Origin of the sequence: Cupriavidus oxalaticus (genome assembly GCF_038900635.1) — a bacterium.
Classification (GTDB): Bacteria; Pseudomonadota; Gammaproteobacteria; order Burkholderiales; family Burkholderiaceae; genus Cupriavidus; species Cupriavidus oxalaticus_B.
Map to the genome: position 1 here is coordinate 59,946 of NZ_JAYMRX010000012.1, position 24,955 is coordinate 84,900.

Genomic DNA, 24,955 nt, shown 5'->3' on the forward strand with positions numbered 1-24,955 from the left:
AGAGAGCAAACGTCATGTCAGAGCACGCCCCCGAGATCGAGTCCTACCTCGGCACCACACTCAAGCGCCGCTACTGCGGGCTGGCCGATACCCTGGACAGCCGCGCCGAACTCGAAGCGATCCGGCGCAACATCCACCAGAATCCCGAACTTGCCTTTGACGAGGTCCGCACTTCCGGCCTGGTCGCCAGCCTGCTGGAGGCATGGGGCTTCACGGTCACGCGTGGCGTGGGCGGGACCGGCTTGGTCGGGACGCTGCAATGTGGCGAAGGCACGCGCAGCATCGGCATTCGCGCCGACATGGACGCGCTGCCGATCCACGAGCGCACGGGGCTGCCTTACGCGAGCGTCAATGAGGGGCGCATGCATGCCTGCGGCCACGACGGCCACACCGCGATCCTGCTCGGCGCGGCACGGCAGCTGGCGCGTACGCGCAACTTCGACGGCACTGTCCACCTGATCTTCCAGCCGGCCGAGGAAATCGGCGCGGGCGGCGGCGCAGAGCGCATGCTGGCCGACGGGCTGTTCGAGCGCTTCCCGTGCGACGCAATCTTCGGCCTGCACAACCATCCGGGCGTGGAGCAGGGCACCTTCCTGTTCCGCTCGGGCCCGTTCATGGCGGCGTGCGACACCGTCACCATCACCATTCGCGGCAAGGGCGGCCACGCGGCGCGTCCGCACCAGTCGGTCGATCCGATCCTGGTGGCCGGCAGCCTGGTGATGGCGCTGCAATCCGTGGTGTCGCGCTTCGTTGACCCGAACGAGGCCGCAGTGGTGAGCATCGGCACGCTGCACGCCGGCCACGCACCCAATGTGATCCCCGACAGCGCGCGCATGGAGATCAGCGTGCGTTCCTTCAGCCCCGATGTGCGCGCGTCGCTGGAAAACCGCATCCGCCAGCTGGCGATCTCGCAGGCCGAGGGCTATGGCGCCGTGGCGGAAGTCGACTACGTGCGCGGCTATCCGGTGCTGGTGAACAGCGAGCGAGAGACTGAGTTCGCGCGGCAGGTGGCCGAGGAACTGGTCGGCGCCGACAAGGTGGTAGCGCAGGCCGCGCGCATTACCGGCAGCGAGGACTTTGCGTATTACCTGCAGCAGCGTCCGGGCTGCTTTGTGCGGATGGGCAACGGGGCCAACCAGCCACTGCTGCACAACGCGGGCTACGACTTCAACGACGAGAACCTGACGGTGGGGGCGGCGTACTGGACGCGGCTGGTGGAGCGGTACCTGGGGCGTTGAGAGGGGATTTTCCCCCCTCTCCCCCAACCCCTTTCCCGCGCGCGGGAGAGGGGAGAAAGCAAACGCCTACCGGAAGAACGCGCTCGGCGGCACGCCGAATTGCCGCCTGAACATCGTCGCAAACGCGCTGGGGCTGTCGTAGCCCAGGTCCAGCGCTACGTCGACCACCTTGCTGCCCGCGGCCAGCTTTTCCAGTGCCGCCAGCAGCCGCGCCTGCTGGCGCCATTGCCCGAAGGTCATGCCGGTCTCGCGCGCAAAGCGGCGCTGGATGGTCTTGGGATCCACACCCAGCTTTTCGCCCCAGTCCGCCAGTGTCAGCCCGGTATCGGGCGTTTGCACGATCGCGTCGCAGATCTGCCGCAGGCCCGCGTCCGCCGGGCGCGGCAGGTGCAGCGGCAGCGATGGCACCAGCAGGACTTCATCGAGCAGCAGCCGCATCAGCCGCGCATCGCGCGTATCCGGTTCATAGGGCAGGGGGATGTCGATCGCGGCCAGGATCAGCTCGCGCAGCAGCGGCGAGATGCCGAGCACGGTGCAGCGCTGCGGCAGGCCCGGCGCGGCATCCGGGCGGATATAAGCGGTGCGCATCTGCACGTGGCCGACCATGCGGATCCAGTGCATGGTGCCGCCCGGCATCCACATGCCTCGCGTGGGCGGCACGATCCACTGGCCTTCGTCGGTGGCCACCACCATGACGCCGTGCACCGCGTGGATCAGCTGCGCATGCGGGTGCTGGTGCGGCCTGGTCGTTTCGCCGGGCAGGTAGTCGGCGGCCATCGCGGCGACCGGCATCGGGCTGCGGTCGTAGCGGACGTAGCGCGGGGGATTGCTGTAGGTGTCGCCAGGCGTGGCGACGGGAGGTACCGGCAGATCGCGGACCCGCCGCCGGGAGGTGGCTCCGGGCGAGGCGGTGTCGACGGGAGCACGGGGCGCGCGCGGCATGTCCTTTTCTCCAAGGTTGCGGACCCATTCTCGCAGGACAGGCGCGTGTGCGCCAGCTAGCATCCAGGCTCACAGTCCTGACTGGCCAGCGCCCCCGCTGGCCGCGTTCCGTTTGTCGAGAGCCGCCAATGAGCACAACCATCGACTCCGCGCCGTCCGGCGCCTCCGCTTCCAGCACCTCCACCACGCCGGCGCAGGCCGAACGCACCGGTTTCCGCGTGCTGTCGGCGATCAGCTTCGCCCACTTCCTCAACGACATGATCCAGTCGTTGATCCTGGCGATCTACCCGATGCTCAAGGGCGGCTTCAACCTGAGCTTCACCCAGATCGGATTGTTGACCATGACCTACCAGGTCACCGCCTCGCTGCTGCAGCCAGTGGTGGGCCTGTACACCGACAAGCATCCCAAGCCGCATTCGCTGGCGGTCGCGATGGCCTTTACGCTGGGCGGCCTGCTGCTGCTGTCGGTGGCGCCGACCTACGGCGTGCTGCTGGTGGCGGCGGCGCTGGTCGGCACCGGCTCGTCGATTTTCCATCCCGAGTCGTCGCGCGTGGCGCGCATGGCGTCGGGCGGCCAGCACGGGCTGGCGCAATCGATCTTCCAGGTCGGCGGCAACGGCGGCAGCGCCATGGGACCGCTGCTGGCGGCGCTGATCGTGCACCAGCAGGCCAGCCTGGCGTGGTTCTCGCTGGCGGCGCTGGTGGGCATCGTGGTGCTGTGGCGCATCGGCGGCTGGTATGCGCGCCAGCTGGCGCAGGGCGCGCGCAAGCGCAAGGCCGCGGGCGCCGCGGCCAGCCCGGTGCCGACGCGCGTGGTGATGCGGGCGATGCTGGTGCTGATGGTGCTGGTGTTCTCGAAGTACTTCTACATGGCCAGCCTGACCTCGTACTACACCTTCTACCTGATGGAGCGCTTCGGGCTGGCGCAGCAGAACGCCCAGCTGCACCTGTTCCTGTTCCTGTTCGCGGTGGCGGCCGGCACCATCCTCGGCGGCCCGATCGGCGACCGCATCGGGCGCAAGCGCGTGATCTGGGCATCGATCCTGGGCGTGGCGCCGTTCACGCTGCTGTTGCCGCACGTGGGCCTGGCCTGGACCACGGTGCTGACCTTCATCATCGGCTTTATCCTGGCGTCGGCGTTCTCGGCGATCCTGGTGTTCGCGCAGGAGCTGATCCCCGGCAAGGTCGGCATGGTGTCGGGGCTGTTCTTCGGCTTTGCCTTCGGCATGGGCGGCATCGGCGCCGCGGTGCTGGGCGGGATGGCGGATACCCACGGCATCCGCGCGGTGTACGAGTATTGCGCCTACCTGCCGCTGCTGGGGCTGCTGACGGTGTTCCTGCCGGACCTGCGCGAGCGCGCGCACGCCTGACGCGGCTGGCTTCCCGGGCGCCGGGGCGGGCAAACCTCAGGCGTCGCTGGTCTCGCCGTCGCCAGGCGGCGGTTCGAACTGGCGCAGCCAGCGCCGCAGCAGCGTGGCCAGCTGGGCCCGCTCCGTGGCGCTGAGCGCCTCCACCAGGCGGTGCTCGTTGTCGACGTGCACTGCCACGGCATGGTCGATGCGCTCGCGCCCGGCGTCGGTCAGCTCCACCAGCAGGCCGCGCCGGTCGTCCGGGTTGGGGCGGCGCCGCACCAGGCCCGCGCGCTCCAGGTGATCGAGCCGGTTGGTCATGGTGCCGGACGTGATCATCAGCGAGCCGATCAGCGCGCCCGGCGACAGCGCAAACGGCGGGCCGGAGCGCCGCAGGGTCGCCAGGACATCGAATTCCCACGGCTGCAGCCCCGTTTCCGCCAGCGCGGACTCGATCGACTTGCCGGTATGCCGGTTTAGCCGGGCCACGCGGCCGATCAGGCCCATCGGCGAGGCATCCAGGTCAGGACGTTCGCGCGCCCATTGGGCGAGGATGGTGTCGACGTGGTCTGGGGCGTCATCGGGGATGGCGGGCTGGGGTTTGCGGCGGGCGGGCATCGGCACATTCTGGCAGGGAGGGAAGTATCTTGACATCAAACGATCTGCTTCGTAAAGTGGATTTATCTTGATATCAAGAAACTTGAAATGAAGACGAATAGTTCGGCCACAGTTTCTGCTCCCGCATCTGCTCCCGCTGCTGCCCGCGTAACGTCTGCGGCTCCGGCGTCCTCCCCACCCCGCCGGCTGCCGCTGCGGGACATCCTGCTCACCGGCCTGGCCCCCGCGATCTGGGGCAGCACTTACCTCGTCACCAGCCAATGGTTGCCTCCGGGCCAGCCGTTGCTGTCCGGCGTGATCCGCGCGCTGCCGGCCGGGCTGCTGATGCTGGCCTGGGGCCGCACCTTGCCCAAGGGCGGTTGGTGGTGGCGCGCGGCAGTGCTGGGCGTGCTCAATATCGGCTTCTTCCAGGCGATGCTGTTTATCGCCGCGTACCGGTTGCCCGGCGGCGTGGCCGCCACGGTCGGCGCGATCCAGCCGCTGATCGTGGTGGTGCTGGCGTGGGCCTGGCTGGGCGCGCGCCCGCGCACCGCGGCCTGGCTGGCCGGCGTGGGCGGCCTGCTGGGAGTGGCGCTGCTGGTGCTGGGGCCGGCGGCGCGGCTCGACGCCATCGGCGTGGCCGCGGCGGCCGCAGGCGCGGCATCGATGGCGGTGGGCACGGTGCTGACGCGGCGCTGGCAGCCGCCGGTGTCGCCGCTGGTGCTGACCGCGTGGCAGCTGTGCGCGGGCGGCCTGTTCCTGCTGCCGATCGCGCTGGCGCTGGAGCCGCTGCCCGGCCATTTCACGCTGGCCAACTGGCTGGGCTACGCCTGGCTGAGCATCGTCGGCGCGGGCGTGACCTATGCGCTGTGGTTCCGCGGGGTAGGGCGCATGCCGTCGTCGGCGGTGTCGGCGCTGGGCCTGCTGAGCCCGGTCAGCGCCACCGTGCTTGGCTTTCTGGTGCTGGGGCAGGCGCTGACCGCGGTGCAGGCGGTCGGGGCGTTGCTGGTGCTGGCGAGTGTCTGGCTGGGGCAGCGCACCGCAAACTGACTGCATGGGCAGCGCCGCGGCCGCGGCGGACTGCTGCCGGCCGCCGTTTTGCGGCATCATGGCGGGCATGAAGTCCGCCGTGCCCACGATGCCCCCGCAGCCCCCGCTTACTCCGGTCGCCTCCCAGCCTGTCCCGACGCCGTCCAACGCCGCGCCGGCCTGCGAGCGCTGCCTGGAACTGGCCGCCGACCCGCGCCGGCGCGAGCCGCCTGCCTGCCTGGCGCTGCGCAATACCGCGCCGCTCGTCAGCCAGAGCGCCGCGGGCGTCCCGTTCAGCATGCTGACCTTTGCCTGCCGCGACTGCGGCACGGTCTGGCGCCTCTATGACCGCGCCAACGAGCTTTTTGTCTCCTGGGTACCGGAGCGCCCGCTGGTGCGCTGAGCACTGTTGAGCGCGCAACCGATCGGCTAAGATTGCGGCTGTCGCGCGCCGGCTGGCAGATCTGCCCGGCGAAGGCGCGCTCCAGACTCTCTCCCGTATTCCCGACACCATGGCCTTCCCGTTCCGCCCGACCCTGCTGGCAGCCACCGTTGCTGCCGGCCTGCTGGCCGCCGCGCTGCCTGCCGCCGCCGCAGACAACTACCCCAGCCGCCCGATCCGGCTGATCGTCGCCTATCCCACCGGCGGTATCAGCGACACCGTGGCGCGCGCGCTCGGCGAGCGCCTGTCGGCGCAGATGGGCACCTCGGTGGTGGTCGAGAACAAGGCCGGCGCCGGCGGCAGCATCGGCATCGACGCGGTCGCCAAGGCGGCGCCGGACGGCTATACGCTCGGCTTCGCCTCAACCAGTCCGCTGACGCTGAACCCGCACGTCGGCCACGTCAACTACGATCCGCAGAAGGACGTGGCGCCGGTGATGAGCGTGATGTACTCGCCGGTGCTGGTGATCGCCACCAATGGCTTCAGCGGCAAGGGCTTCGCCGACGTGGTCGGCCAGGCCCGTGCCAGGCCGGGTTCGGTGCGCTGGGCGACTTCGGGCCTGGGCACGGTCGGCCATGTGGTGCTGGAACAGATCAGGCAGAAGTCGAAGGCCGACATCACGCTGATCCCGTACAAGGGCGCTGGCCAGCAGATGAACGATGCGCTCGGTGGCCAGTTCGAGGTGATGAGCACCAATGCCAGCCCGGCGCTGACCCAGCATATGCAGGCCGGCCGCCTGCGCGCGCTGGCGGTCGGCGCGCCCAGGCGCCTGGAAAGCCTGCCGCAGGTGCCGACGCTGGCGGAGCTTGGCTATCCCAAGGCCAACCTGACTTCGACCTTCGGCGTCTTCGCGCCGGGCAAGACTCCCACGGCGATCATCGAGCGCCTGAATGCCGAACTGAACAAGGCATTGGCCGAACCGGAAGTCCACGAACGCCTGCTCAAGGGCGGCGAGGTGCCGACCGGCGGCACTGCGGCCCAATTCGCCAAGGCGATCCGCGAGGAGTACGCGGAGAACGCGCGCATCGTCAGGGAAGCCGGCATCAAGGCGGACTGATCCGGCGACCGCCGGCTCAGGCGGTATCGAGCCGGCACCCCAGCCCATAGACCGACGACAGCCGCACGCCGTTGTGCGGCCACAGCGACAGCTTGGTGCGCACGCGCGACAGATGGCTGTCCACCGTGCGCGAGGCCGGCTCGACGTGGTAGCGCCACACCTGGTCGACCATGGTCTGGCGCGGCACCACGCTGCCGAGATTCCGGAACAGCAACACGGCCAGGTCGAACTCCTTCGGCGCCAGCGGCACCGGCCTGCCATGCACCCAGGCACGCCGCTCGGCCGGGGCGAAGCGGAACGCGCCATGCGCCACGTCGCAGGCTTGCGTGGACGGCCGCGCGCGCCGCAGCAGCGCCTGCACGCGCGCAGCCAGCTCGCCCGGCCGCAGCGGCCCCGGCAGGTAGCTGTCGGCGCCCTGCGCAAAGCAGGCCGCGACAAAGTCCTCGTCATTCGAGCCGCCGGTCAGCATCACCGGCAGGTCATGGCCCAGCGAACGCCGTACCCACGCCAGCACATCCAGCGCCGGAATCCCGGGCGTTTCGCTATCGAGGATCAGCAGGTCGAACGGCTCGGCGTGCAGCGCGCCCAGCAGCGTGCGGCCGCTGAGGTAGCGCCGGCACTGGTGGCCGTCCAGGCGCAGCGTCTGTTCGATGCGGATCGCGAGGGTCGGATCGGCCTGCAGCGAGGCAATCTTCACGGTCATGGCTCCTGTCCGGGGCGGTGCCACCGGCAAAGAATGCGGGCAGGGAACGGGAATGCGGAAACGCTGATGCAGAACATGGCTGTTCCCCACGGCACCGGCTGCCCGGCACCGCGGCGAAGCCATGTTATGGGCACGGTGCTGAGGCAAGAAGTAAAAGATTGTTGAAAGCCTGAATTGAGGTCTTTCCTATTCGCCCCGCCGGTCGCGCGGTCTTAAATGACCCGCTACGGCCGGCAGCCACGGTGCGCTGCATGGCCGGCAACGTCGCCGGAGACCACACATGGGAAAGAAGATTGCATCGCTAGAGGACGCGCCCGCCGATGCGGCACTGATCCGCCGGATCATCGCCGGCGGCGGGCATGAATGCGTGACCTTCACCGAAAGCCGCAAGCTGCTGCTGGCGCTGCGCAACGCGTGCTTCGACCTGCTGCTGCTCGACTGGTCGATGCCGGACCTGTCCGGGCGCGAGGTGCTGGCGTGGGTACGCACGCATCTCGACCGGCGCGTGCCGGTGATGTTTCTCAGCGGGCGCGATGCCGAGCAGGACATCATCAGCGCGCTCGCCGCCGGCGCCGACGACTACATGGTCAAGCCGGTGCGTCCCGCCGAACTGTCAGCCCGCGTGGAATGCCTGCTGCGGCGCGCCTACCCCCCGGTGCATTCGCCGCATGCCCCGCTGCGGCTGGGCGAATACGCCTTCGACTGCGCCATGCGCAGGGCCACCTGCAACGGGCATCCCGTCTGCCTGACGCCCAAGGAGTTCGACCTCGCCGTGCTGTTGTTCCGCAACGAGGGCCGCATCGTCACGCGCGACCATATCACCGCCGCGGTCTGGGGGCGCGAGATCTCTTCGCTATCGCGCACCATCGATACCCATGTGTCGCGCGTGCGCAGCAAGCTCGGCCTGCAGGCGTCGCAGGCGCTGCGCCTGACGCCGGTCTACACGCATGGCTACCGGCTGGAACGGATCGAGCGCGCTGCCGCATGAGGGCAGCGCGCGCCCATGAAAAAAGGCACCCGAAGGTGCCTTTCGCCAGGGACTGCTGATCGGGTAACGATCAGAAGATGTGGCGGATACCGACGGCAGCGCCGGTCTGGTTGTTGCGGCCCGGCATTTCGGTGATGGTGCCGCCCGAGACCTTGTTGAAGTCCACGGTGCCATAGACCTGGGTGCGCTTGGACAGCGAGTACTCGGCCAGCAGCACGCCGGTGTAGCGGCGGCCGTTGTTGTCGTTCACGCCGTTGACGTTCTCGACGTAGTCGCCGTAGAACACGCCGGTCAGGGCCAGGGCCGGGGTGGCCTGGTAGGTCATGCCGATGTAGCCGATGGTGTCCTTGCGCGGGTTAGCCGCGAAGTTGCCGCCAGCCGGGATCGGGTTCTGCGTCGCGCCGCCGGTGAAGTTCAGCGAAGCGTCGACCGAACCGGTGCGGTCCTGGCCGCCGATGTAGCCCAGGAAGATCTTTGCCGGGCCGATCGAGTACTTACCGGCAGCGCCCCACATCTGCTGCTTCTGGCCGGTGGTGTTGCGGACTTCCTGGTACACGCCGCCGACGCCGAACGGACCGTACGTGTAAGCAGCGCGCGCGCCCCAGTACTGGTTCTGGCTCATGCTGCCCGGCTGCTCGCCGAAGCCGTAGCTGGCGCCAACGTCCAGGCCGCCGAACTTGCCGCCGTAGCTGACGACGTTGTCGTTACGGAAGTTGGTCAGGAAGAACGGCCAGGCGTTGTTGGTGTAGTTGCCGATGGTCAGCGGATCGTAGTCGCCGAAGAAAGTAAAGCCTTCGGTGTACTGGCGGCCCAGCTTGATCGTGCCGAAGTCGCCCGACAGGCCCACATAGGCTTGACGGCCGAACAGGCGGCCACCCTGGTTGGCACGGCCGGTGTCCGGATCGAAGCCGTTTTCCAGCTGGAAGATCGCCTTCAGGTTGTTGCCCAGGGCTTCGCTGCCCTTGATGCCCCAGCGGCTGTTGGTCACTGCGCCGTTGGTCAGTTCCCACAGGTTGTCGTTGTTGGCGCTCGAGTTCGTCTGGAAGCGAATGCTCTGGTCAACAATACCGTACAGGGTGACGGACGACTGGGCGAATGCCGAACCTGCCAACAGGCTGCCGGCTGCGAGGACGATGGCCGATTTCTTCATGGTGCTCCTTTTCTGTCTTGTACTGTTCTCTGCCGGATCACAGCAGGGACGAGGTCTACGTTTCGTGTAAACGCCGGCGAAAATTTAACAAAACGTAAGCAGTAAGGACACAAATGTCCGGCAGGCCCGGCTTTCAAGCAGGATTTTGGTGCGAATCCGTTGTCGCGCCGCTACAAATTCCAGTTTTGGTGCGATGCGCAATTGGCGCCACGCGGCTTGGGCTCTGGGCTGGCGCATTTCGGCGGGGCGCAAAAAGACGACAGGCCAGGGCGCAGACACTGCGCCCTGGCCTGTAGCGGGACGGATGGAGACCGGGCGATGGCGACCGGCGCGACCGGTCGCGGGCCGGCCGCGATCAGCCTTGCGGGATCTCGATCTTGACTTCGAGCACTTCCAGGTTGTCCTGGCGCTCGAGACTGACGCGCAGGTCCTGGTCGCTGATCTTGACGTACTTGGAAATCACCGCCACCAGCTCGCGCTGCAGCGCGGGCAGGTAGTCAGCGGGGGCGGAATGGCCGGTGCGCTCGTGGGCGAGGATGATCTGCAGCCGCTCCTTGGCGACCGACGCGGACTTTTTCTTCTCCCCCAGCAGGAAGGAAAGGATCGACATTGGGATGTGCCTCCGGACCGTTTATTTGTTGCCGAAGATGCGGGAGAGCAGCCCCGGCTTCTGGTAGTCGGTGAAGCGCATCGGCTTGTCCTTGCCGAGGAAGCGGTCCACCACGTCGCCATAGGCGTCGGCCACGTCGCTGCCTTCCAGATGGATGGCGGGCGTGCCCTGGTTGGATGCATGCAGCACGGCTTCCGATTCCGGCACCACGCCGATCAGCTTGATGCGCAGGATTTCCTGGATGTCGGTCAGCGACAGCATCTCGCCGCCGTGCACGCGCTTGGGGTTGTAGCGGGTGATCAGCAGGTGTTCCTTGATCGGGTCGCCGCCCTCGCTGGCGCGCTTGGTCTTGGACGAGAGGATGCCGAGGATGCGGTCCGAATCTCGCACCGAAGACACTTCTGGGTTGGTGACGATCAGTGCCTCATCGGCAAAGTACATCGCCATCAGCGCACCCGACTCGATGCCCGCGGGCGAATCGCACACGATGTACTCGAAGTCCATCTCGATCAGGCCGTTGATGACCTTCTCCACGCCTTCCTTGGTCAGCGCGTCCTTGTCGCGCGTCTGCGAGGCCGGCAGGATGAACAGGTTCTCGCACTTCTTGTCCTTGATCAGCGCCTGACGCAGGTTGGCTTCGCCCTGCACCACGTTGATCAGGTCGTACACCACGCGGCGCTCGCAACCCATGATCAGGTCGAGGTTGCGCAGGCCGACGTCGAAGTCGATCACGGCAGTCTTGTGGCCGCGCAGGGCCAGGCCGGTGGCAAAGCTGGCGCTGGTGGTGGTCTTGCCGACGCCTCCCTTGCCGGAGGTCACAACGATGATTTTTGCCATGGCTCTTTGGTCCAGTAATTAGGTTGAAGCTTGCGCTGCTTGATTGGGGTCCCCGATGCCGGTGCGGTTACTTGAGCCGCAGCGCCTCGAGGATCAGTTTTTCTTCGGCCAGGCGCACCTGGGCCGTCTTGCCGAGCACATCGGCCGGGAGCGTCTGCTCCGCGGTGCGGTAGATGCCGGCGATGGAAATGAGTTCGGGCTCCATGCACGTGCTGAAGATGCGCGCGCCGGTGTTGCCCTTGACGCCCGCCAGCGCGCGGCCGCGCAGCGGGGCATAGATATGGATGTTGCCTTCGGCGATGACCTCGGCGCCATAGCTGACCACGTCGAGGATCACCACGTCGCCGTGCGCGTAGACCTGCTGGCCCGAGCGCAGCGGCTTGTCGATCAGCAGGGTCTGGTGCTGGCGCACCGCGGCGGCGACCGCGGCGTCGGTGGCGGCCTGCGCGGCGGCGCGGATGGCGTCCTCGCGCGCGGCCTGCTCGGCAGCGGCTTGCGCGGCGGCTTGTTCCGCGGCTTGTGCGGCTGCCTGCTCCGCCTCGGCGGCGGCCCTGGCCTCGGCCGCACGATCGGCCCCGCTGCCGGCCCCGCTACCGCGGCGGCTCTGGCTGTCGAGCAGCGGCAGGCCGAAGCGCTCGGCCCAATCACGCTGGCCCGCACGGGCCACCACGCCGATGGCGCGTGCCTTGAGCGTGGCCAGGGTCTCGATCACCGTGCCGAGCGCGACTTCGCTATCGTCCTTGAGCGCGCGCAGGTCCAGTGCGATCACGTCGTTGGAGAAGAAATCGGGAGTGGCTTCGAAGCGGGTGAGGAGGTCATCCCGCAGCGCTGCCATGTCGGCGGTCTGGAGGGCGAGAAGGAGGGCGTCGACGTTGCCACTGCGCAGCTCGAAGCGTGGCGATTTCTTCTGGGACATAGCCGGGTGACCGTGGAAATGCCACATTCTAACGTTCTCTTACTCAGTAACTGTAACAATTGGCGCGATCCGTGAGATCGAGCCGCAATAGGTGTCCTGCGCGTTCCATCTGCAGCGGCGTTGTGCATCACGCGGCTCGCGATGCAGGCGCCGAGTGACGGGCGACGCGCAGCGCCGGCACGCGCCGCGGTAGCAATTGGCAAAGCCTTGTTACGATTGCGCCATCTGACAGCGGAGGTTCCATGGGCGCCATCGTCAATTGCGTGGCCTACCGGCAGGGCAAGCGGCTCGGCACGGTCGGCATGGAAGAGATCCCCTCGGTGCTGGGCGTACCCGGCACCTTTGTCTGGCTCGGGCTGCATGAGCCAGACCTGACACTGCTGCGCCAGGTGCAACTGGCCTTCGGCCTGCACGACCTTGCGGTGGAAGACGCGCTCGATGCGCACCAGCGGCCCAAGCTCGAGGCCTACGGCGATTCCGTCTTCGTCGTGCTCAACACGGCGCAGCTGGCCGAAGACGAAGTGGTGGTCGGAGAGACGCACCTGTTCGTCGGTCCCAACTACGTGGTCTCGGTGCGCCACGGCGCGAGCAGCGCCTACACCCCGGTGCGCGAGCGCTGCGAAAGCGATCCGCAAGGCCTGTCCAACGGACCCGGCTACGTGCTGTACGCGCTGATGGACTTCGTGGTCGACCACTACATGCCGATCGTCACGCGGCTGGAAGACACGCTGGAGGATTTGGAGCAGGGCATCTTCCGCGACGAGTTCGACCGCGGGGCGATCGAGAACCTGTACCGGGTCAAGCGCCAGGTGCTGCGCCTGCGCAATGCGGTCAGCCCGGTGGAGGACATGTGCAGCCAGCTGATCAGGCTGCACGAGCAACTGGTGCCAAAGGAACTGCGCGCCTACTTCCGCGACATCGAGGACCACGCCAGCCGGCTGGTGCGCACGCTCGACGTGGTCCGCGAAATGCTGACCACTGCGGTGCAGGTCAACCTGGCGCTGGTGACGGTGGGCCAGAACGAGGTGGTCAAGCGGCTTGCCGGGTGGGGCGCAATCCTGGCGATCCCGACGGTGGTGTTCAGCCTCTACGGGATGAATTTCAATTTCATGCCGGAGCTGAAATTCCACTATGCCTATCCGGCGGTGATCGGCGTGACGGCGGTGGCATGCGGACTGCTATGGCGGCGGCTGCACCGCGCGGGATGGATATGACCTTCCGTTGATTTATCGATGCGACGAATGATTGCTAATTATTTTGTCTGCTGTTGATTATTCGCGCCGATAAATTTGCCGCCTACCGGGCGCCCTCGCTGACTCCTACACTGGAACGAAGAAGGCGCCGCGCCCGGAGTCCGCCATGTCGAAAGCCCGTTCCCCGCATGCCGCCGTGCTGGCCGGCATCCTCTGCGCATGGCTGTGCCTGCCGCCCGCTGCCGCCGCACCCCAGCCGCCCGCTCCAGCGCAGGCGCAGACCCGCGACGCGGTTGCCGCCTATGAGTCGGGCCGCTTCGACCAGGCCTTGCAGGGTTTCTCCAGCGCCGCGCGCCAGGGCAACCGCCTCGCGCAATTCAATTACGCCATGATGCTGCTGCGCGGCGAAGGCACCGCCGCGCGGCCGCAAGAGGCCCTGGTGTGGCTGCGCAAGGCGGCCGACAACGGCATGACGCATGCGCAGTACACCTGGGGCGATCTCTACGAGCGCGGCCAGCTGGTGCCGAAATCGCTGGAAGAGGCGAACCGCTGGTATGAGCGCGCCGCGCAAGGCGGCCACGTGCAGGCGCAGATGGAGCTGGCGACGAATTACTTCACGGGGCGTGGCGTGCCGCGCGACTATGCGCAGGCGTTCGCGTGGTACCGCCGTGCGGCGAGTGCGGGGGATGGCGGCGCGCAGTACATCGTCGGCAGCTTCTATGAGCACGGCGAGCCGGGCGTGGTCGACAGGGATATCGAGCAGGCGAAGATCTGGTACGCGCGCTCGGCGGCACGCGGAGATCCGGGAGCGCTGGCGAAGCTGAGGTCGCTGCTGGAGGAGACGGTGAAGGGAAGGGCGGGGATGTAGGCAAAAACGGCCAAATCCTCACAAAGAGGAGGGCGGTTTTGGGTGCTCCGGAGTTGCCCGGGCTAGCCTAAGCAAGGTGTTCTCCCTCTCTCCTCATGGGGAGAGGGTTGGGGTGAGGGGTGGGCCAGCTAGGTACCACAACAAGCGGGGCCTACGGTTTTAACCCGCGGGCATCAGCCTTTGACACGCCGGCCCTCACCCCCGGCCCCTCTCCCGCAAGCGGGAGAGGGGAGCAAACCGGGAGCGCTTGCAAGCGTCTGGCCTCAGCCCAGCTTCTTCCTCAGCAGCTCGTTGACCTGTGCCGGATTGGCCTTGCCCTTGGTCGCCTTCATCGCCTGGCCGACCAGCGCGTTGAACGCCTTTTCCTTGCCCGAGCGGAATTCCTCCACCGACTTGGCATTGGCCGCCAGCACGTCGTCGATGATCTTTTCCAGTTCGCCGCTGTCCGACATCTGCTTCAGGCCCTTGGCGGCGATGATGGCGTCGGCATCGCCGTCGTGCTCGCCCGCCCACATGGCCGGGAACACGTCCTTCTTGGCAGTGTTGTTCGATACCGTGCCGTCGGCGATGCGCGCCAGCAGCCTGGCCAGCTGCGCCGGCTTGACCGGTGCGTCGTCGATGGCGATGCCTTCGCGGTTCAGCTGCGACGACACGTCGCCCATCAGCCAGTTGGCGGCGGGCTTGGCGTTGGCGGCGCCGGCATCGGTGACCACGGCCTCGTAGTAGGCGGCAAATGCCTTGGTCGCGGTCAGCGTGGTCGCGTCGTACGCGGACAGGCCGTATTGCGACACGAAGCGCGCCTGCATCGCGGCCGGCAGCTCGGGCAGGCCATTGCGCACGCGCTCGATCCAGGCCGGCTCGATCTCCAGCGGCATCAGGTCCGGATCGGGGAAGTAGCGGTAGTCGTGTGCGTCTTCCTTGGTGCGCATCGCGCGGGTTTCGCCGGTGTCCGGATCGAACAGCACGGTGGCCTGCTGGATCTTGCGGCCGTCCTCGATCTCGGCGATCTGCCACTGCACTTCGTATTCGATGGCCTGCTGCAGGAAGCGGAACGAGTTCAGGTTCTTGATCTCGCGGCGCGTGCCGAATTCCTTCTGTCCGACCGGGCGCACCGACACGTTGGCGTCGCAGCGGAAGCTGCCTTCCTGCATGTTGCCGTCGCAGATGCCCAGCCACACCACCAGTGAATGCAGCGCCTTGGCGTAGGCCACCGCTTCGGCGGCGCTGCGCATATCGGGCTCGGTGACGATCTCGAGCAGCGGCGTGCCGGCGCGATTCAGGTCGATGCCGGTCATGCCGGCAAAGTCCTCGTGCAGCGACTTGCCCGCGTCTTCTTCCAGGTGCGCGCGCGTCAGGTTGACGGTCTTCTCGTAGACCTCGCCCTTCTTGCCTTCGACCTGGATGGTGATGGTGCCGCCCTGGACCACCGGGATCTCATACTGGCTGATCTGGTAGCCCTTGGGCAGGTCGGGGTAGAAGTAGTTCTTGCGCGCGAAGATGCTGCGCGGCGCAATGGTGGCGCCGATCGCCAGGCCGAACTGGATGGCGCGCTCGACCGCGCCCTTGTTGAGCACCGGCAGCACGCCGGGCAGCGCCAGGTCCACAGGCGAGGCCTGCGTGTTGGCCTCGGCCCCGAAGGCGGTCGAGGTGCCGGAAAAAATCTTGGAGGCCGTCGAAAGCTGCGCGTGCGTTTCGAGGCCGATCACCACTTCCCATTGCATGGCGGTATTCCTGTTCGGTTCTTTCGTTCTGTCTGTTGCGGCGGGGCGGCGGGCCGCCCCGGGTTCGGTCTGTCTGGCTGCGGGCCCCGGTGCGCCTCAGTGCGGTTTCAAGGGTCGGGGCTGGCAAGCCAGGAATCGAGTTGCGCGAGCGCCGCGGCGCGCGCCACCGCGTCGCCGCCGACGGTGACCGCGCGTGCCTTGCGCACGCCGCCGCCGCTGCCGGCAGCGGGCACGTCGTGGCGGACGTGCAGCTCGCTGGTGCCGTCAAAGCCGTGATGGGCGCCGGGGTAGATCTCGAGCCGGAAGCGCGCGTTGGGCTGGCGCGCCAGCACGGCGGACTGCAGCATGGCGCAGCGCGTCGCGGGCGTCCAGTCGTCGGCGCCGCCGATCATCAGCAGCATGGGCGTGCGCAGCCGGTAATCGTGCTGGCGCACCGCGCGCTTGCAGCCGGGATAGAACGCAACGGCGCGCTCCACCTGCGGCGTGCCGGCCGGCCACGGGCGGCTGGCGTCGACGGTGGCCAGCACCGCCTGCGCGCCGTTGGACCAGCCCAGCAGCACGATGCGGGCGGGGTCGACGCCCGGCTGGCTGCCGAGCCAGCGCAAGGCGGCCAGCGCATCGGCGCGGCGCGTGCGGTCGTCGATGCCGCGGTTGTCGATCGGCTCGGTGCAGATGCCATGCGGCTTGCCGCGAGCGCTGAAGCTGTCCGGCATCAGCACCGCGTAGCCGCGCGCGGTCAGCCACTGGGCGTATTCGCGGTAGCGCTGCTGCAGCAGCGCCGAGGCGTCGACGCCGTAATCCGCGGCCCCGGTGGCCATGGGGTCGTGCGGGGACAGCAGGCCGCCGCAGCCATGCAGCGCCACCACCACCGGCAGCGCGCGCGGCGTGGCGCCTTCGCGCGGCACGAACCAGTAGGCGGTCAGCGCCGGCGTGGCGGCGTCGCCGCGCAGCAGCACGCGCTGCGCGGGCATCGGAGCCGAACTGGGGGCTGCCGTTGCCGGCGCGGCTCCCTGGCGCGTCACCGTGCCGGGTGCGAGCGCGCCGGCCGGCGACAGCAGCGGCGGCTGCACCAGCGCCGGCGCCGGCAGCTCGGGTGTATGCGCCGCGGCGCCGCCCGACCATGCAACCAGGCCGAACGCCAGCACCGCTGCCGCAGCGCGGCGCGCGGCGCGGATGGCGCTGTCGGTGCTATGGGGTTGAGGCCGGAAGGCGGGCGTGCGCGGCATGGCGGTCGCGGTATCAGCGCGTGGCGGCGCAGCCGCCGCTGCCGGGCTCGAACATCACGGGCCAGGCCTGTTCATAGATGCCGGCCGTGCAGCGCTGCTGGCAGTTGGCATGCGCCAGCGTGACGCGGCGCGGGTCCTGCCAGACCATCAGCTTGCAGCCGCTGCCGTCGTTGGCGCGCAGTTCGATATGCGGTTTCTTCTGGACCTGGCGGAAGTCGGCCAGGTTGAAGGTGCACGAGCCGCGCCGGCCTACCCACAGCTTCCACGACAGCTGCTGCACGGTGTTGTCGGAGACGCGCAGCTGGGCATCCTCGCGGAACCCGTCTTCCTCGGTGCGGCGGCAGTCGCCGGCCAGGTCGATGTCGCGGCTGGCGATAGGCGTGGGCTTGCCGATGATCGGCAGCTGGATACAGCCCGCCACCAGCGTGGCGAATACCAGTGCGGCAAGCAGCCGGAGGAAGGTCGGGTTCATGGTCAGGCCTTGGCGGGGCGGCGCAGGTGCCAGTCGGTCGCCTGCTGGAACGCGTGCGCGGCCTGCAGCAGGCGCGCTTCGTCGAAGTAGTTGCCGATCAGCTGCAGGCCTACCGGCATATTGCCATCGCCGAAGCCGCACGGCACGCTCATGCCGGGCAGGCCGGCCAGGCTGGTCGACAGCGTGAAGATATCGGCCAGGTACATCTGTACCGGGTCCGAGGTCTTCTCGCCCAGCTTCCAGGCCACCGTCGGCGCCACCGGGCCCATGATCACGTCGCACTGGGCGAAGGCGCGCTGGAAGTCGTCGGCGATGATGCGGCGGATCTTCTGCGCTTGCAGGTAGTAGGCGTCGTAGTAGCCATGCGACAGCACGTAGGTGCCGACCATGATGCGGCGCTTGACCTCGGCGCCGAAGCCTTCGGCGCGGGACTTCTTGTACATGTCGAGCAGGTCGCGGTACTCGGCGGCGCGGTGGCCGTAGCGCACGCCGTCGAAGCGCGACAGGTTCGACGAAGCCTCGGCCGGCGCGATCACGTAGTACACCGGGATCGACAGCTCGGTCTTGGGCAGCGTCACCTCGACCAGCGTGGCGCCCAGCTTTTCATATTCGGCGAGCGCGGCGCGCACGGCCTGCTCGACGTCGGCCGACAGGCCCTTGCCGAAGTACTCCTTCGGCAGGCCGATGCGCAGGCCCGCCAGCGGGCGCTCGGCACTGGCGCCGGCGCGCGGCTGGCCCAGCAGGCGGGTGTAGTCCTCGTCCACGCCGCCTTGCTCCGGCGGGATGCTGGTCGAGTCCTTCGGGTCGAAGCCGGCCATGGCGTTGAGCAGCAGCGCGCAGTCCTCGGCCGAGTGCGCCATCGGGCCGCCCTGGTCCAGCGACGAGGCGAACGCGATCATGCCGTAGCGCGACACGCGGCCGTAGGTCGGCTTGATGCCGGTGATGCCGGAGAACGACGCCGGCTGGCGGATCGAGCCGCCGGTGTCGGTGCCGGTGGCGGCGGGCGCCAGGCCGGCGGCGACGGCAGCGGCCGAGCCGCCCGACGAGCCGCCGGGCACGCGGCTGGTGTCCCACGGGTTCTGCACCGGGCCGAAATGCGAGTTCTCGTTGGACGAGCCCATCGCGAATTCGTCCATGTTGGTCTTGCCCAGCGTGACCATGCCGGCGGCGGCCATGCGCTCGACCACGGTGGCGTCGAACGGGCTTTCATAGTTGCCCAGCATCTTCGAGCCGGCGGTGGCGCGCCAGCCGCGGGTGACGAACACGTCCTTGTGCGCGACCGGTACGCCGGTCAGCGGCGCGGCCTCGCCGCGCGCGCGGCGCTCGTCGGCGGCGCGCGCCTGCGCCAGGGTGCGCTCGGGGTCGACGTGGATAAAGGCGTTGAGCGCGGCGGCCTGCTCGATGCGGGACAGGTACTCGCGCGCGAGTTCCTCGGCAGAGACGGTGCGCGCGGCCAGGGCGTCGGCGAGCTGGCGCAGGGAGGTCACGGAATCAGCGGAAAAGGGCATGACAGTCGGGTTGGCATTCGGGGTGGCGTACTGGCTGGGGCGGCCGGCGCGGCGAGGTCCTGCAAGATTCGCTATGGCATCGCACGCGGCCGGCGCAGGTCACTCGATGACCTTGGGCACCAGGTACAGCCCGTTCTCGGTGGCCGGGGCGGGACGCTGGTAATCGTCGCGGCGGTCGTTCTCGGTGACCGCGTCGTCGCGCAGGCGCTGCACCATGTCGCGTACGGCCGACAGCGGGTGCGCCAGCGGTTCGATGCCGGTGGTGTCGACCGCCTGCATCTGCTCGACCAGCGAGAAAAAGTTGTTCAGCTGCGCAAGCGTCTGTTCGGCCTCGGCATCGCTGGTTTCGATGCGGGCCAGGTGGGCGATGCGCTTGACGTCGGATAGGTCGAGGGCCATGGCGTGGTGGTTCGGATGCTCGGATGCGGAAGGTGCCGGCAGCGGCCGGCGGCCGGCCGTGCGGCGGTGACGTCGCGCGGTCGGACAGGGCGTCTCCGGAGCGCTGCAACGGCGCAACGGAGTCGTCGGAATTACAGGGTTTTTCAGGCCGTAAACGCCCGAAGCAGCAGGAATTATAAGGTATCATTGCGTGCTCCCGACCTTTGGCAACGCCTTCGTCACTTTGCCGCAAGCCGGTCCCCGGCTGGCCCGCCGTGCCTGGCGGCCGAAGGTGCCCGAAGGGCAAACCTGGGTCCTCTGATTAGGCCTTTGCCGCCGGCCACGACATGCCCGAATTCCACGGGTTCTGACGCGCCGGTGCCTGCACTTTTCGTGCGCATTCTCGCGAACTTTTTTGCGAGGCCTAATCAAAGGTTCCCGTAGGGCTGGCCCGCGCGGCATGCCGGCGGCGGTGCCGACCCCGACTCCAATCCAGCACCCCGGCCGGGCACCCCGCGCCGGAGCGTGGGCGGGCCGGGAAGCCGAGAACCGTTCCGTATTCAACACCCAAGTACTTCGTGGCCGGGCCCCCGCGGCGCCGGCCGCTTCGCCTACCCGCGAACACCATCACAGACAGGATTCCTGATGTTCGGATTTCTCCGCAGCTACTTCTCCAACGACCTGGCGATCGACCTCGGCACCGCCAACACGCTGATCTACATGCGCGACAAGGGCATCGTGCTGGACGAGCCCTCGGTCGTCGCGATCCGCCAGGAAGGCGGTCCCAACGCCAAGAAGACGATCACGGCGGTGGGCAAGGAAGCCAAGCAGATGCTGGGCAAGGTGCCGGGCAACATCGAAGCGATCCGCCCGATGAAGGACGGCGTGATCGCCGACTTCACCGTCACCGAGCAGATGCTCAAGCAGTTCATCAAAATGGTGCACGACAGCAAGCTGCTGCGTCCGAGCCCGCGCATCATCATCTGCGTGCCGTGCGGCTCGACCCAGGTCGAGCGCCGCGCCATCCGTGAATCCGCCCTGGGCGCCGGCGCCAGCCAGGTGTACCTGATCGAGGAGCCGATGTCGGCCGCGATCGGCGCCGGCCTGCCGGTGTCGGAGCCGTCGGGCTCGATGGTGGTGGACATCGGCGGCGGCACCACCGAGGTGGGCATCATCTCGCTGGGCGGCATGGTCTACAAGGGTTCGGTGCGCGTCGGCGGCGACAAGTTCGACGAGGCCATCGTCAACTACATCCGCCGCAACTACGGCATGCTGATCGGCGAGCAGACCGCCGAAGCGATCAAGAAGGAAATCGGCTCGGCCTTCCCGGGCTCCGAAGTCCGCGAGATGGAAGTCAAGGGCCGCAACCTGTCCGAGGGCATCCCGCGCGCCTTTACCGTTTCGTCCAACGAAATCCTGGAAGCCCTGACCGATCCGCTGAACCAGATCGTGTCGGCGGTGAAGATCGCGCTGGAACAGACCCCGCCGGAACTGGGCGCCGACATCGCCGAGCGCGGCATGATGCTGACCGGCGGCGGCGCGCTGCTGCGCGACCTGGACCGCCTGCTGGCCGAGGAAACCGGCCTGCCGGTGCTGGTCGCCGAAGACCCGCTGACCTGCGTGGTGCGCGGCTCCGGCATGGCGCTGGAACGCATGGACAAGCTGGGCAGCATCTTCTCCTACGAGTAAGCACCAGGAACTGCACGTGGCGATGCGTGGCCTGCCGGATCGTTGGATCAGGGCGGTGTCGCGGCGCCGCATCGGCCGGGGGATTGCCCCGGCAACGCCCGCCGCCCTGCGGCGCCGTGCCCCCGCCGGGCGCGGCACCGCGGGCGGCGCGGTGTTTGCGGCATTCGCATGCGTGCACCGGCCTGCGTTCGGGTAAATGGATTACTCTCCTCCGCCGCTCTTCAAGCAAGGTTCCTCGGCTGTCGCCAGGCTGGTGCTCTACGTGGGCATCGCGCTGGCGCTGCTGGTGGTCGACGCCCGTTTCAACGCGCTCAGCGTGGGCCGGCAGGTGGCCGCCACCGTGCTGATGCCGGTCGAGCGCCTGGTGCTGGTGCCGCGCGACGCGCTGCGCACCGTGTTCGACTACGCGCAGTCTTCGGCCATCCTCGCCTCCGAGAACCGCGAGCTGCGCCAGAACGCCGTGCAGCAGGCCGAGGCCTCGGTGCGGCAGGCGCAGCTCGAGGCCGAGAACAACCAGTTGCGCAAGCTGCTGGGGCTGGCCCATCAATCGGCCACGCCGGTAACGGCGGCCGAGATCCTCTATGACGCGCGCGACCCCTACAGCCAGCGCATCGTGATCGACAAGGGCAGCCAGCAAGGCCTGCGCGCCGGCTACCCGGTGATCGACGAACGCGGCGTGGTGGGCCAGGTCACGCGCGTGTCGCCGTTCCAGTCCGAGGTGACGCTGCTGACCGACAAGGACCAGGCGATCCCCGTGCAGGTGGTGCGCAACGGCCTGCGCAGCGTGGCCTTCGGTGGCGCGCGCGCGGGCCAGCTGGACCTGCGCTTCATGGCCGCCGCCGCCGACCTGCAGCAGGGCGACCTGCTGGTGACGTCGGGGCTGGACGGCACCTACCCGCCGGGGTTGCCGGTGGCGAAGATCGTCCATATCGAGCGCAAGGCCGACACCGCCTTCTCGCGCATCTACTGTGAGCCGGTGGCCGGCGTGCGCGCGCACCGACAGCTGCTGGTGGTGCGTTACGACTCCGCCATCCCGGCGCGCGAGACCGTCGAGTCCAAGCCCGAGGCGCCGGTCAAGGGCGCCAAGTCCGCCGCCGCGCGCGCGGCCGCGGCCAGCGCCGCGGCGGCCAAGGCGCCTTCCGCCAAAGAGGCCAGGGACGCCAAGGAGGGCCAACGGTGACCAACTCCCAATACCTGCTGCGACCGGTCAATCCCGCGTTCATCGCGCTCAGCTTCGTGCTGGCGTTCCTGTTCAACCTGATGCCGTGGGGCGACACGCTGTGGATCCCCGACATGGTGGCGCTGGTGCTGGTGTTCTGGAACATCCACCAGCCGCGCAAGGTGGGCATGGGCGTGGCTTTTGCGCTCGGCCTGCTGATGGACGTGCATGACGCGCGCCTGCTGGGCGAGCATGCGCTGGCCTATACGCTGCTGGCCTACTTTGCCATCACCATCCACCGCCGCGTGCTGTGGTTCACGGTCTACACCCAGGCGCTGCACGTGCTGCCGCTGCTGTTCATCGTGCACGCGGTGCCGGTGCTGATCCGCCTGGCGATGGGCGCGCCGCTGCCCGGCTGGCCGCTGCTGCTGGCGCCGGCGATCGAGGCGCTACTGTGGCCGCTGGCGACCAGCCTGCTGCTGGCGCCGCAGCGCCGTTCGAGCGATGTCGACGAGACGCGTCCGATCTGACGACCGATCTGACGCCACTCATCCCTAACAGGCCCCGCGCAGTACCATGACCGAAATCCGCAACGTCGAACTGGAAATCGGCCGCTTCCGCATCCGCGTGGCGGCCGCGGCCCTGTTCACGGTGATCTGCTTTGGCCTGCTGTTCGCGCGCTTTTTGTGGCTGCAGTGGTACAAGCATGACCAGTACTCGGCCAAGGCCGAGGACAACCGCATCTCGGTGGCGCCGATCGAGCCCAACCGCGGCATCATCATGGACCGCAACGGGATCGTGCTGGCGCGCAACTATTCGGCGTACACGCTGGAGATCACGCCGTCCAAGCTGACCGATACGCTGGACAACACCATCGAGGGCCTGTCGGGGCTGGTCGAGATCCAGCCGCGCGACCGGCGCCGCTTCAAGCGGCTGATGGAAGAGTCGCGCAGCTTTGAAAGCCTGCCGATCCGCAGCCAGCTGACCGATGCGGAAGTGGCGCGCTTCTCCGCGCAGCGCTTCCGTTTCCCCGGCGTGGACGTGCGCGCGCGGCTGTTCCGCCAGTACCCGCTGGGCGAGTCGGCCTCGCATGTGGTCGGATACCTGGGGCGCATCTCGCAGCGCGACCAGGAGCGGATCGAGGCGATGGACGAGGCCAATGATGCCGACAGCGCCAAGTACGATCCGCGCAAGGATGCCGACAACTACAAGGGCACCAACTACATCGGCAAGATCGGCCTGGAGCAGAGCTACGAGACCGAGCTGCACGGCCTGACCGGCTTCGAGGAAGTGGAAGTCAGCGCCGGCGGGCGCCCGATCCGCACGCTGTCGACCTCGCCCGCCACGCCGGGCAACAACCTGATCCTGTCGCTCGATATCCGCCTGCAGCAGCTGGCCGAGGCGCTCTACGGCGACCGCCGCGGCGCGCTGGTGGCGATCGAGCCGACCACCGGCGACATCCTGGCGTTCGTTTCCAAGCCGACCTTCGATCCCAACCTGTTCGTCGAGGGCATCGATACCAATACCTGGAACGAGCTCAACGGCTCGCCCGACAAGCCGCTGCTGAACCGCCCGCTGCGCGGCACGTATCCGCCGGGCTCGACCTACAAGCCGTTCATGGCACTGGCGGCGCTCACCACCGGCAAGCGCACCGCGGCCTGGGGCATGTCGGACCCGGGCTTCTTCACGCTGGGCAACCACACCTTCCGCGACGACAAGCCGGGCGGGCACGGCTGGGTCGACATGCAGGCGTCGATCGTGCACTCGTGCGACACCTACTACTACGCGCTGGCGCGCGACATGGGCGTCAACGGCATCCATGACTTCATGAAGCCGCTGGGCTTCGGCCAGATCACCGGCATCGACATCGAGGGCGAAAGCCGCGGCATCCTGCCGTCGACCGACTGGAAGCGCAAGGCCTACCGCAAGCCCGAGCAGCAGAAGTGGTATGACGGCGAGACCATCTCGCTGGGCATCGGACAGGGCTACAACAGCTTCACCATCCTGCAGCTGGCGCAGGCGACTTCGGTGATCGTCAACAACGGCAAGGTGATGAAGCCGCACCTGGTCAAGGCGGTCGAGGACGCGGTCACGCGCAAGCGCACGCTGACGGTGCCCAAGGAAAGCTACACGATCCCGCTCAAGCAGGCCGACATCGACGTGATCAAGCGCGCCATGGTCGCGGTGACGCATTCGGGCACGGCGGCGCGCGTATTCGCCGGTGCCTCGTACGAGTCGGCCGGCAAGACCGGCACGGCGCAGACCTACAGCCTGTCCAAGGGCGAGAAGTACAACCACCATGCGCTGGCCGAGCACAAGCGCGACCACTCGCTGTACACCGCGTTCGCGCCGGCTGACCAGCCGAAGATCGCGATCGCGCTGATCGTCGAGAACGCCGGCTTCGGCGCGGCGGTGGCCGCGCCCATCGCGCGCAAGCTGATGGACTACTACCTGACCGGCAAGTGGCCGGCCGACCTGGAAGCAATGGCGCCGCCGGCCGGCGAGCGCGTGGCCGGCCGCCCGCCCGTGGAGACGCCGAGCGTGTTCACCACCGGCCAGACCGCCAGCATCGCCAGTGCCACGGTGATGTCCACCGGGGCCGCGCCCGCGAGCGGCGCCGCCGCCAGCGCCGTGGCCGCGGCCTCCGGCGCGCAGCCGGTGACGCCGGAGGCGATTGCCGCCGCGCTGAACGCCGAGGCGATCGCGCCGGCTTCGGCCGTCGAGACGCTGGACCAGCGCATGCTGCAGGCCCTTGGCCACAGCAAGCCCGTGCCGCAGCCGGCCTCCGCCCCCGCCGTGCAGCCCGCCACGGCACCCGCGCCCAAACCTCGCGTCAAGCCCGTGTCCGCCAAGGCGGCCAGCGGTGCCGACGCCACCCGCTGA

The 24,955-nt window shown here is 68.3% G+C and carries 24 protein-coding genes; 12 read left to right on the top strand and 12 right to left on the bottom strand.

Going from position 1 to position 24,955, the window contains the following annotated elements:
* The first annotated feature begins 14 nt into the window (after nucleotides 1-14).
* Nucleotides 15-1,238 (top strand): M20 aminoacylase family protein, encoded by a 1,224-nt coding sequence (locus VSR71_RS19420; RefSeq protein WP_342915481.1) that lies wholly within the window; start codon nucleotides 15-17, stop codon nucleotides 1,236-1,238.
* Nucleotides 1,239-1,304: 66 nt separating this feature from the next.
* Here the strand turns inward: VSR71_RS19420 and VSR71_RS19425 are convergent, their stop codons facing one another.
* Complete coding sequence (locus VSR71_RS19425; RefSeq protein ID WP_428979436.1) at nucleotides 1,305-2,030, bottom strand: AraC family transcriptional regulator; 726 nt, start codon at nucleotides 2,028-2,030, stop codon at nucleotides 1,305-1,307.
* Between the two features lie 278 nt (nucleotides 2,031-2,308).
* Here VSR71_RS19425 and VSR71_RS19430 point away from each other — a divergent pair, with 278 nt between their 5' ends.
* Nucleotides 2,309-3,550 (top strand): MFS transporter, encoded by a 1,242-nt coding sequence (locus VSR71_RS19430; protein WP_342915483.1) that lies wholly within the window; start codon nucleotides 2,309-2,311, stop codon nucleotides 3,548-3,550.
* Nucleotides 3,551-3,586: 36 nt separating this feature from the next.
* Here VSR71_RS19430 and VSR71_RS19435 read toward each other — a convergent pair whose 3' ends face one another.
* Nucleotides 3,587-4,147: a MarR family winged helix-turn-helix transcriptional regulator gene (locus tag VSR71_RS19435; protein ID WP_342915484.1), complete on the bottom strand. Its 561-nt coding sequence runs from the start codon at nucleotides 4,145-4,147 to the stop codon at nucleotides 3,587-3,589.
* An 87-nt stretch (nucleotides 4,148-4,234) separates the two neighbouring features.
* Between VSR71_RS19435 and VSR71_RS19440 the strand changes: the two genes are divergently transcribed.
* The 3 genes from VSR71_RS19440 to VSR71_RS19450 all read left to right on the top strand — a co-directional run bounded on the left by VSR71_RS19440 (nucleotide 4,235) and on the right by VSR71_RS19450 (nucleotide 6,654).
* Nucleotides 4,235-5,176 (top strand): EamA family transporter, encoded by a 942-nt coding sequence (locus VSR71_RS19440; protein ID WP_342915485.1) that lies wholly within the window; start codon nucleotides 4,235-4,237, stop codon nucleotides 5,174-5,176.
* A 58-nt stretch (nucleotides 5,177-5,234) separates the two neighbouring features.
* Nucleotides 5,235-5,558: a hypothetical protein gene (locus VSR71_RS19445; protein ID WP_342915596.1), complete on the top strand. Its 324-nt coding sequence runs from the start codon at nucleotides 5,235-5,237 to the stop codon at nucleotides 5,556-5,558.
* 109 nt (nucleotides 5,559-5,667) lie between these two features.
* Complete coding sequence (locus tag VSR71_RS19450; RefSeq protein ID WP_342915486.1) at nucleotides 5,668-6,654, top strand: tripartite tricarboxylate transporter substrate binding protein; 987 nt, start codon at nucleotides 5,668-5,670, stop codon at nucleotides 6,652-6,654.
* Nucleotides 6,655-6,670: 16 nt separating this feature from the next.
* On the opposite strand, the gene VSR71_RS19455 is transcribed toward VSR71_RS19450, so the two are convergent.
* Nucleotides 6,671-7,351, bottom strand: coding sequence for a response regulator transcription factor (locus tag VSR71_RS19455; RefSeq protein WP_342915597.1), 681 nt, complete (start codon nucleotides 7,349-7,351; stop codon nucleotides 6,671-6,673).
* 286 nt (nucleotides 7,352-7,637) lie between these two features.
* Here VSR71_RS19455 and VSR71_RS19460 point away from each other — a divergent pair, with 286 nt between their 5' ends.
* Nucleotides 7,638-8,345: a response regulator transcription factor gene (locus tag VSR71_RS19460; protein WP_342915487.1), complete on the top strand. Its 708-nt coding sequence runs from the start codon at nucleotides 7,638-7,640 to the stop codon at nucleotides 8,343-8,345.
* Between the two features lie 70 nt (nucleotides 8,346-8,415).
* Here the strand turns inward: VSR71_RS19460 and VSR71_RS19465 are convergent, their stop codons facing one another.
* The 4 genes from VSR71_RS19465 to minC all read right to left on the bottom strand — a co-directional run bounded on the left by VSR71_RS19465 (nucleotide 8,416) and on the right by minC (nucleotide 11,858).
* Nucleotides 8,416-9,495 carry a porin gene (locus VSR71_RS19465; protein WP_342915488.1) on the bottom strand — a complete coding sequence of 360 codons (1,080 nt, stop codon included), beginning with the start codon at nucleotides 9,493-9,495 and terminating at the stop codon, nucleotides 8,416-8,418.
* Nucleotides 9,496-9,850: 355 nt separating this feature from the next.
* Complete coding sequence (minE, locus tag VSR71_RS19470; protein WP_006164360.1) at nucleotides 9,851-10,105, bottom strand: cell division topological specificity factor MinE; 255 nt, start codon at nucleotides 10,103-10,105, stop codon at nucleotides 9,851-9,853.
* A 21-nt stretch (nucleotides 10,106-10,126) separates the two neighbouring features.
* Complete coding sequence (gene minD / locus VSR71_RS19475; RefSeq protein ID WP_342915489.1) at nucleotides 10,127-10,942, bottom strand: septum site-determining protein MinD; 816 nt, start codon at nucleotides 10,940-10,942, stop codon at nucleotides 10,127-10,129.
* A gap of 67 nt (nucleotides 10,943-11,009) precedes the next feature.
* Nucleotides 11,010-11,858: a septum site-determining protein MinC gene (gene minC, locus VSR71_RS19480; protein ID WP_342915490.1), complete on the bottom strand. Its 849-nt coding sequence runs from the start codon at nucleotides 11,856-11,858 to the stop codon at nucleotides 11,010-11,012.
* A 242-nt stretch (nucleotides 11,859-12,100) separates the two neighbouring features.
* Here minC and VSR71_RS19485 point away from each other — a divergent pair, with 242 nt between their 5' ends.
* Complete coding sequence (locus VSR71_RS19485; protein ID WP_342915491.1) at nucleotides 12,101-13,072, top strand: magnesium and cobalt transport protein CorA; 972 nt, start codon at nucleotides 12,101-12,103, stop codon at nucleotides 13,070-13,072.
* A 145-nt stretch (nucleotides 13,073-13,217) separates the two neighbouring features.
* Complete coding sequence (locus tag VSR71_RS19490) at nucleotides 13,218-13,919, top strand: tetratricopeptide repeat protein (protein ID WP_342915492.1); 702 nt, start codon at nucleotides 13,218-13,220, stop codon at nucleotides 13,917-13,919.
* Between the two features lie 263 nt (nucleotides 13,920-14,182).
* Here the strand turns inward: VSR71_RS19490 and gatB are convergent, their stop codons facing one another.
* From gatB to gatC, 5 genes are all read right to left on the bottom strand, one after another.
* The gene (gene gatB, locus VSR71_RS19495; protein ID WP_342915493.1) at nucleotides 14,183-15,640 is read right to left on the bottom strand and encodes an Asp-tRNA(Asn)/Glu-tRNA(Gln) amidotransferase subunit GatB; all 1,458 of its coding nucleotides are present in this window, start codon (nucleotides 15,638-15,640) and stop codon (nucleotides 14,183-14,185) included.
* 107 nt (nucleotides 15,641-15,747) lie between these two features.
* Nucleotides 15,748-16,866 carry a dienelactone hydrolase family protein gene (locus VSR71_RS19500; RefSeq protein ID WP_342915494.1) on the bottom strand — a complete coding sequence of 373 codons (1,119 nt, stop codon included), beginning with the start codon at nucleotides 16,864-16,866 and terminating at the stop codon, nucleotides 15,748-15,750.
* A gap of 13 nt (nucleotides 16,867-16,879) precedes the next feature.
* Nucleotides 16,880-17,338, bottom strand: a complete 459-nt coding sequence (locus VSR71_RS19505; protein ID WP_342915495.1) for a hypothetical protein — start codon at nucleotides 17,336-17,338, stop codon at nucleotides 16,880-16,882.
* Nucleotides 17,339-17,340: 2 nt separating this feature from the next.
* Complete coding sequence (gatA, locus tag VSR71_RS19510) at nucleotides 17,341-18,846, bottom strand: Asp-tRNA(Asn)/Glu-tRNA(Gln) amidotransferase subunit GatA (RefSeq protein ID WP_342915496.1); 1,506 nt, start codon at nucleotides 18,844-18,846, stop codon at nucleotides 17,341-17,343.
* A 99-nt stretch (nucleotides 18,847-18,945) separates the two neighbouring features.
* Nucleotides 18,946-19,245: an Asp-tRNA(Asn)/Glu-tRNA(Gln) amidotransferase subunit GatC gene (gene gatC, locus VSR71_RS19515; RefSeq protein ID WP_029047793.1), complete on the bottom strand. Its 300-nt coding sequence runs from the start codon at nucleotides 19,243-19,245 to the stop codon at nucleotides 18,946-18,948.
* A gap of 624 nt (nucleotides 19,246-19,869) precedes the next feature.
* On the opposite strand from gatC, the gene VSR71_RS19520 reads away from it, so the two are divergent.
* The 4 genes from VSR71_RS19520 to mrdA all read left to right on the top strand — a co-directional run bounded on the left by VSR71_RS19520 (nucleotide 19,870) and on the right by mrdA (nucleotide 24,955).
* The gene (locus tag VSR71_RS19520) at nucleotides 19,870-20,913 is read left to right on the top strand and encodes a rod shape-determining protein (RefSeq protein ID WP_008648066.1); all 1,044 of its coding nucleotides are present in this window, start codon (nucleotides 19,870-19,872) and stop codon (nucleotides 20,911-20,913) included.
* Between the two features lie 196 nt (nucleotides 20,914-21,109).
* The gene (gene mreC / locus VSR71_RS19525; protein ID WP_342915497.1) at nucleotides 21,110-22,093 is read left to right on the top strand and encodes a rod shape-determining protein MreC; all 984 of its coding nucleotides are present in this window, start codon (nucleotides 21,110-21,112) and stop codon (nucleotides 22,091-22,093) included.
* The gene (mreD, locus tag VSR71_RS19530; RefSeq protein WP_342915498.1) at nucleotides 22,090-22,602 is read left to right on the top strand and encodes a rod shape-determining protein MreD; all 513 of its coding nucleotides are present in this window, start codon (nucleotides 22,090-22,092) and stop codon (nucleotides 22,600-22,602) included. Before mreC ends, mreD begins: the two co-directional genes overlap by 4 nt.
* 46 nt (nucleotides 22,603-22,648) lie before the next feature.
* The gene (gene mrdA / locus VSR71_RS19535) at nucleotides 22,649-24,955 is read left to right on the top strand and encodes a penicillin-binding protein 2 (RefSeq protein ID WP_342915499.1); all 2,307 of its coding nucleotides are present in this window, start codon (nucleotides 22,649-22,651) and stop codon (nucleotides 24,953-24,955) included.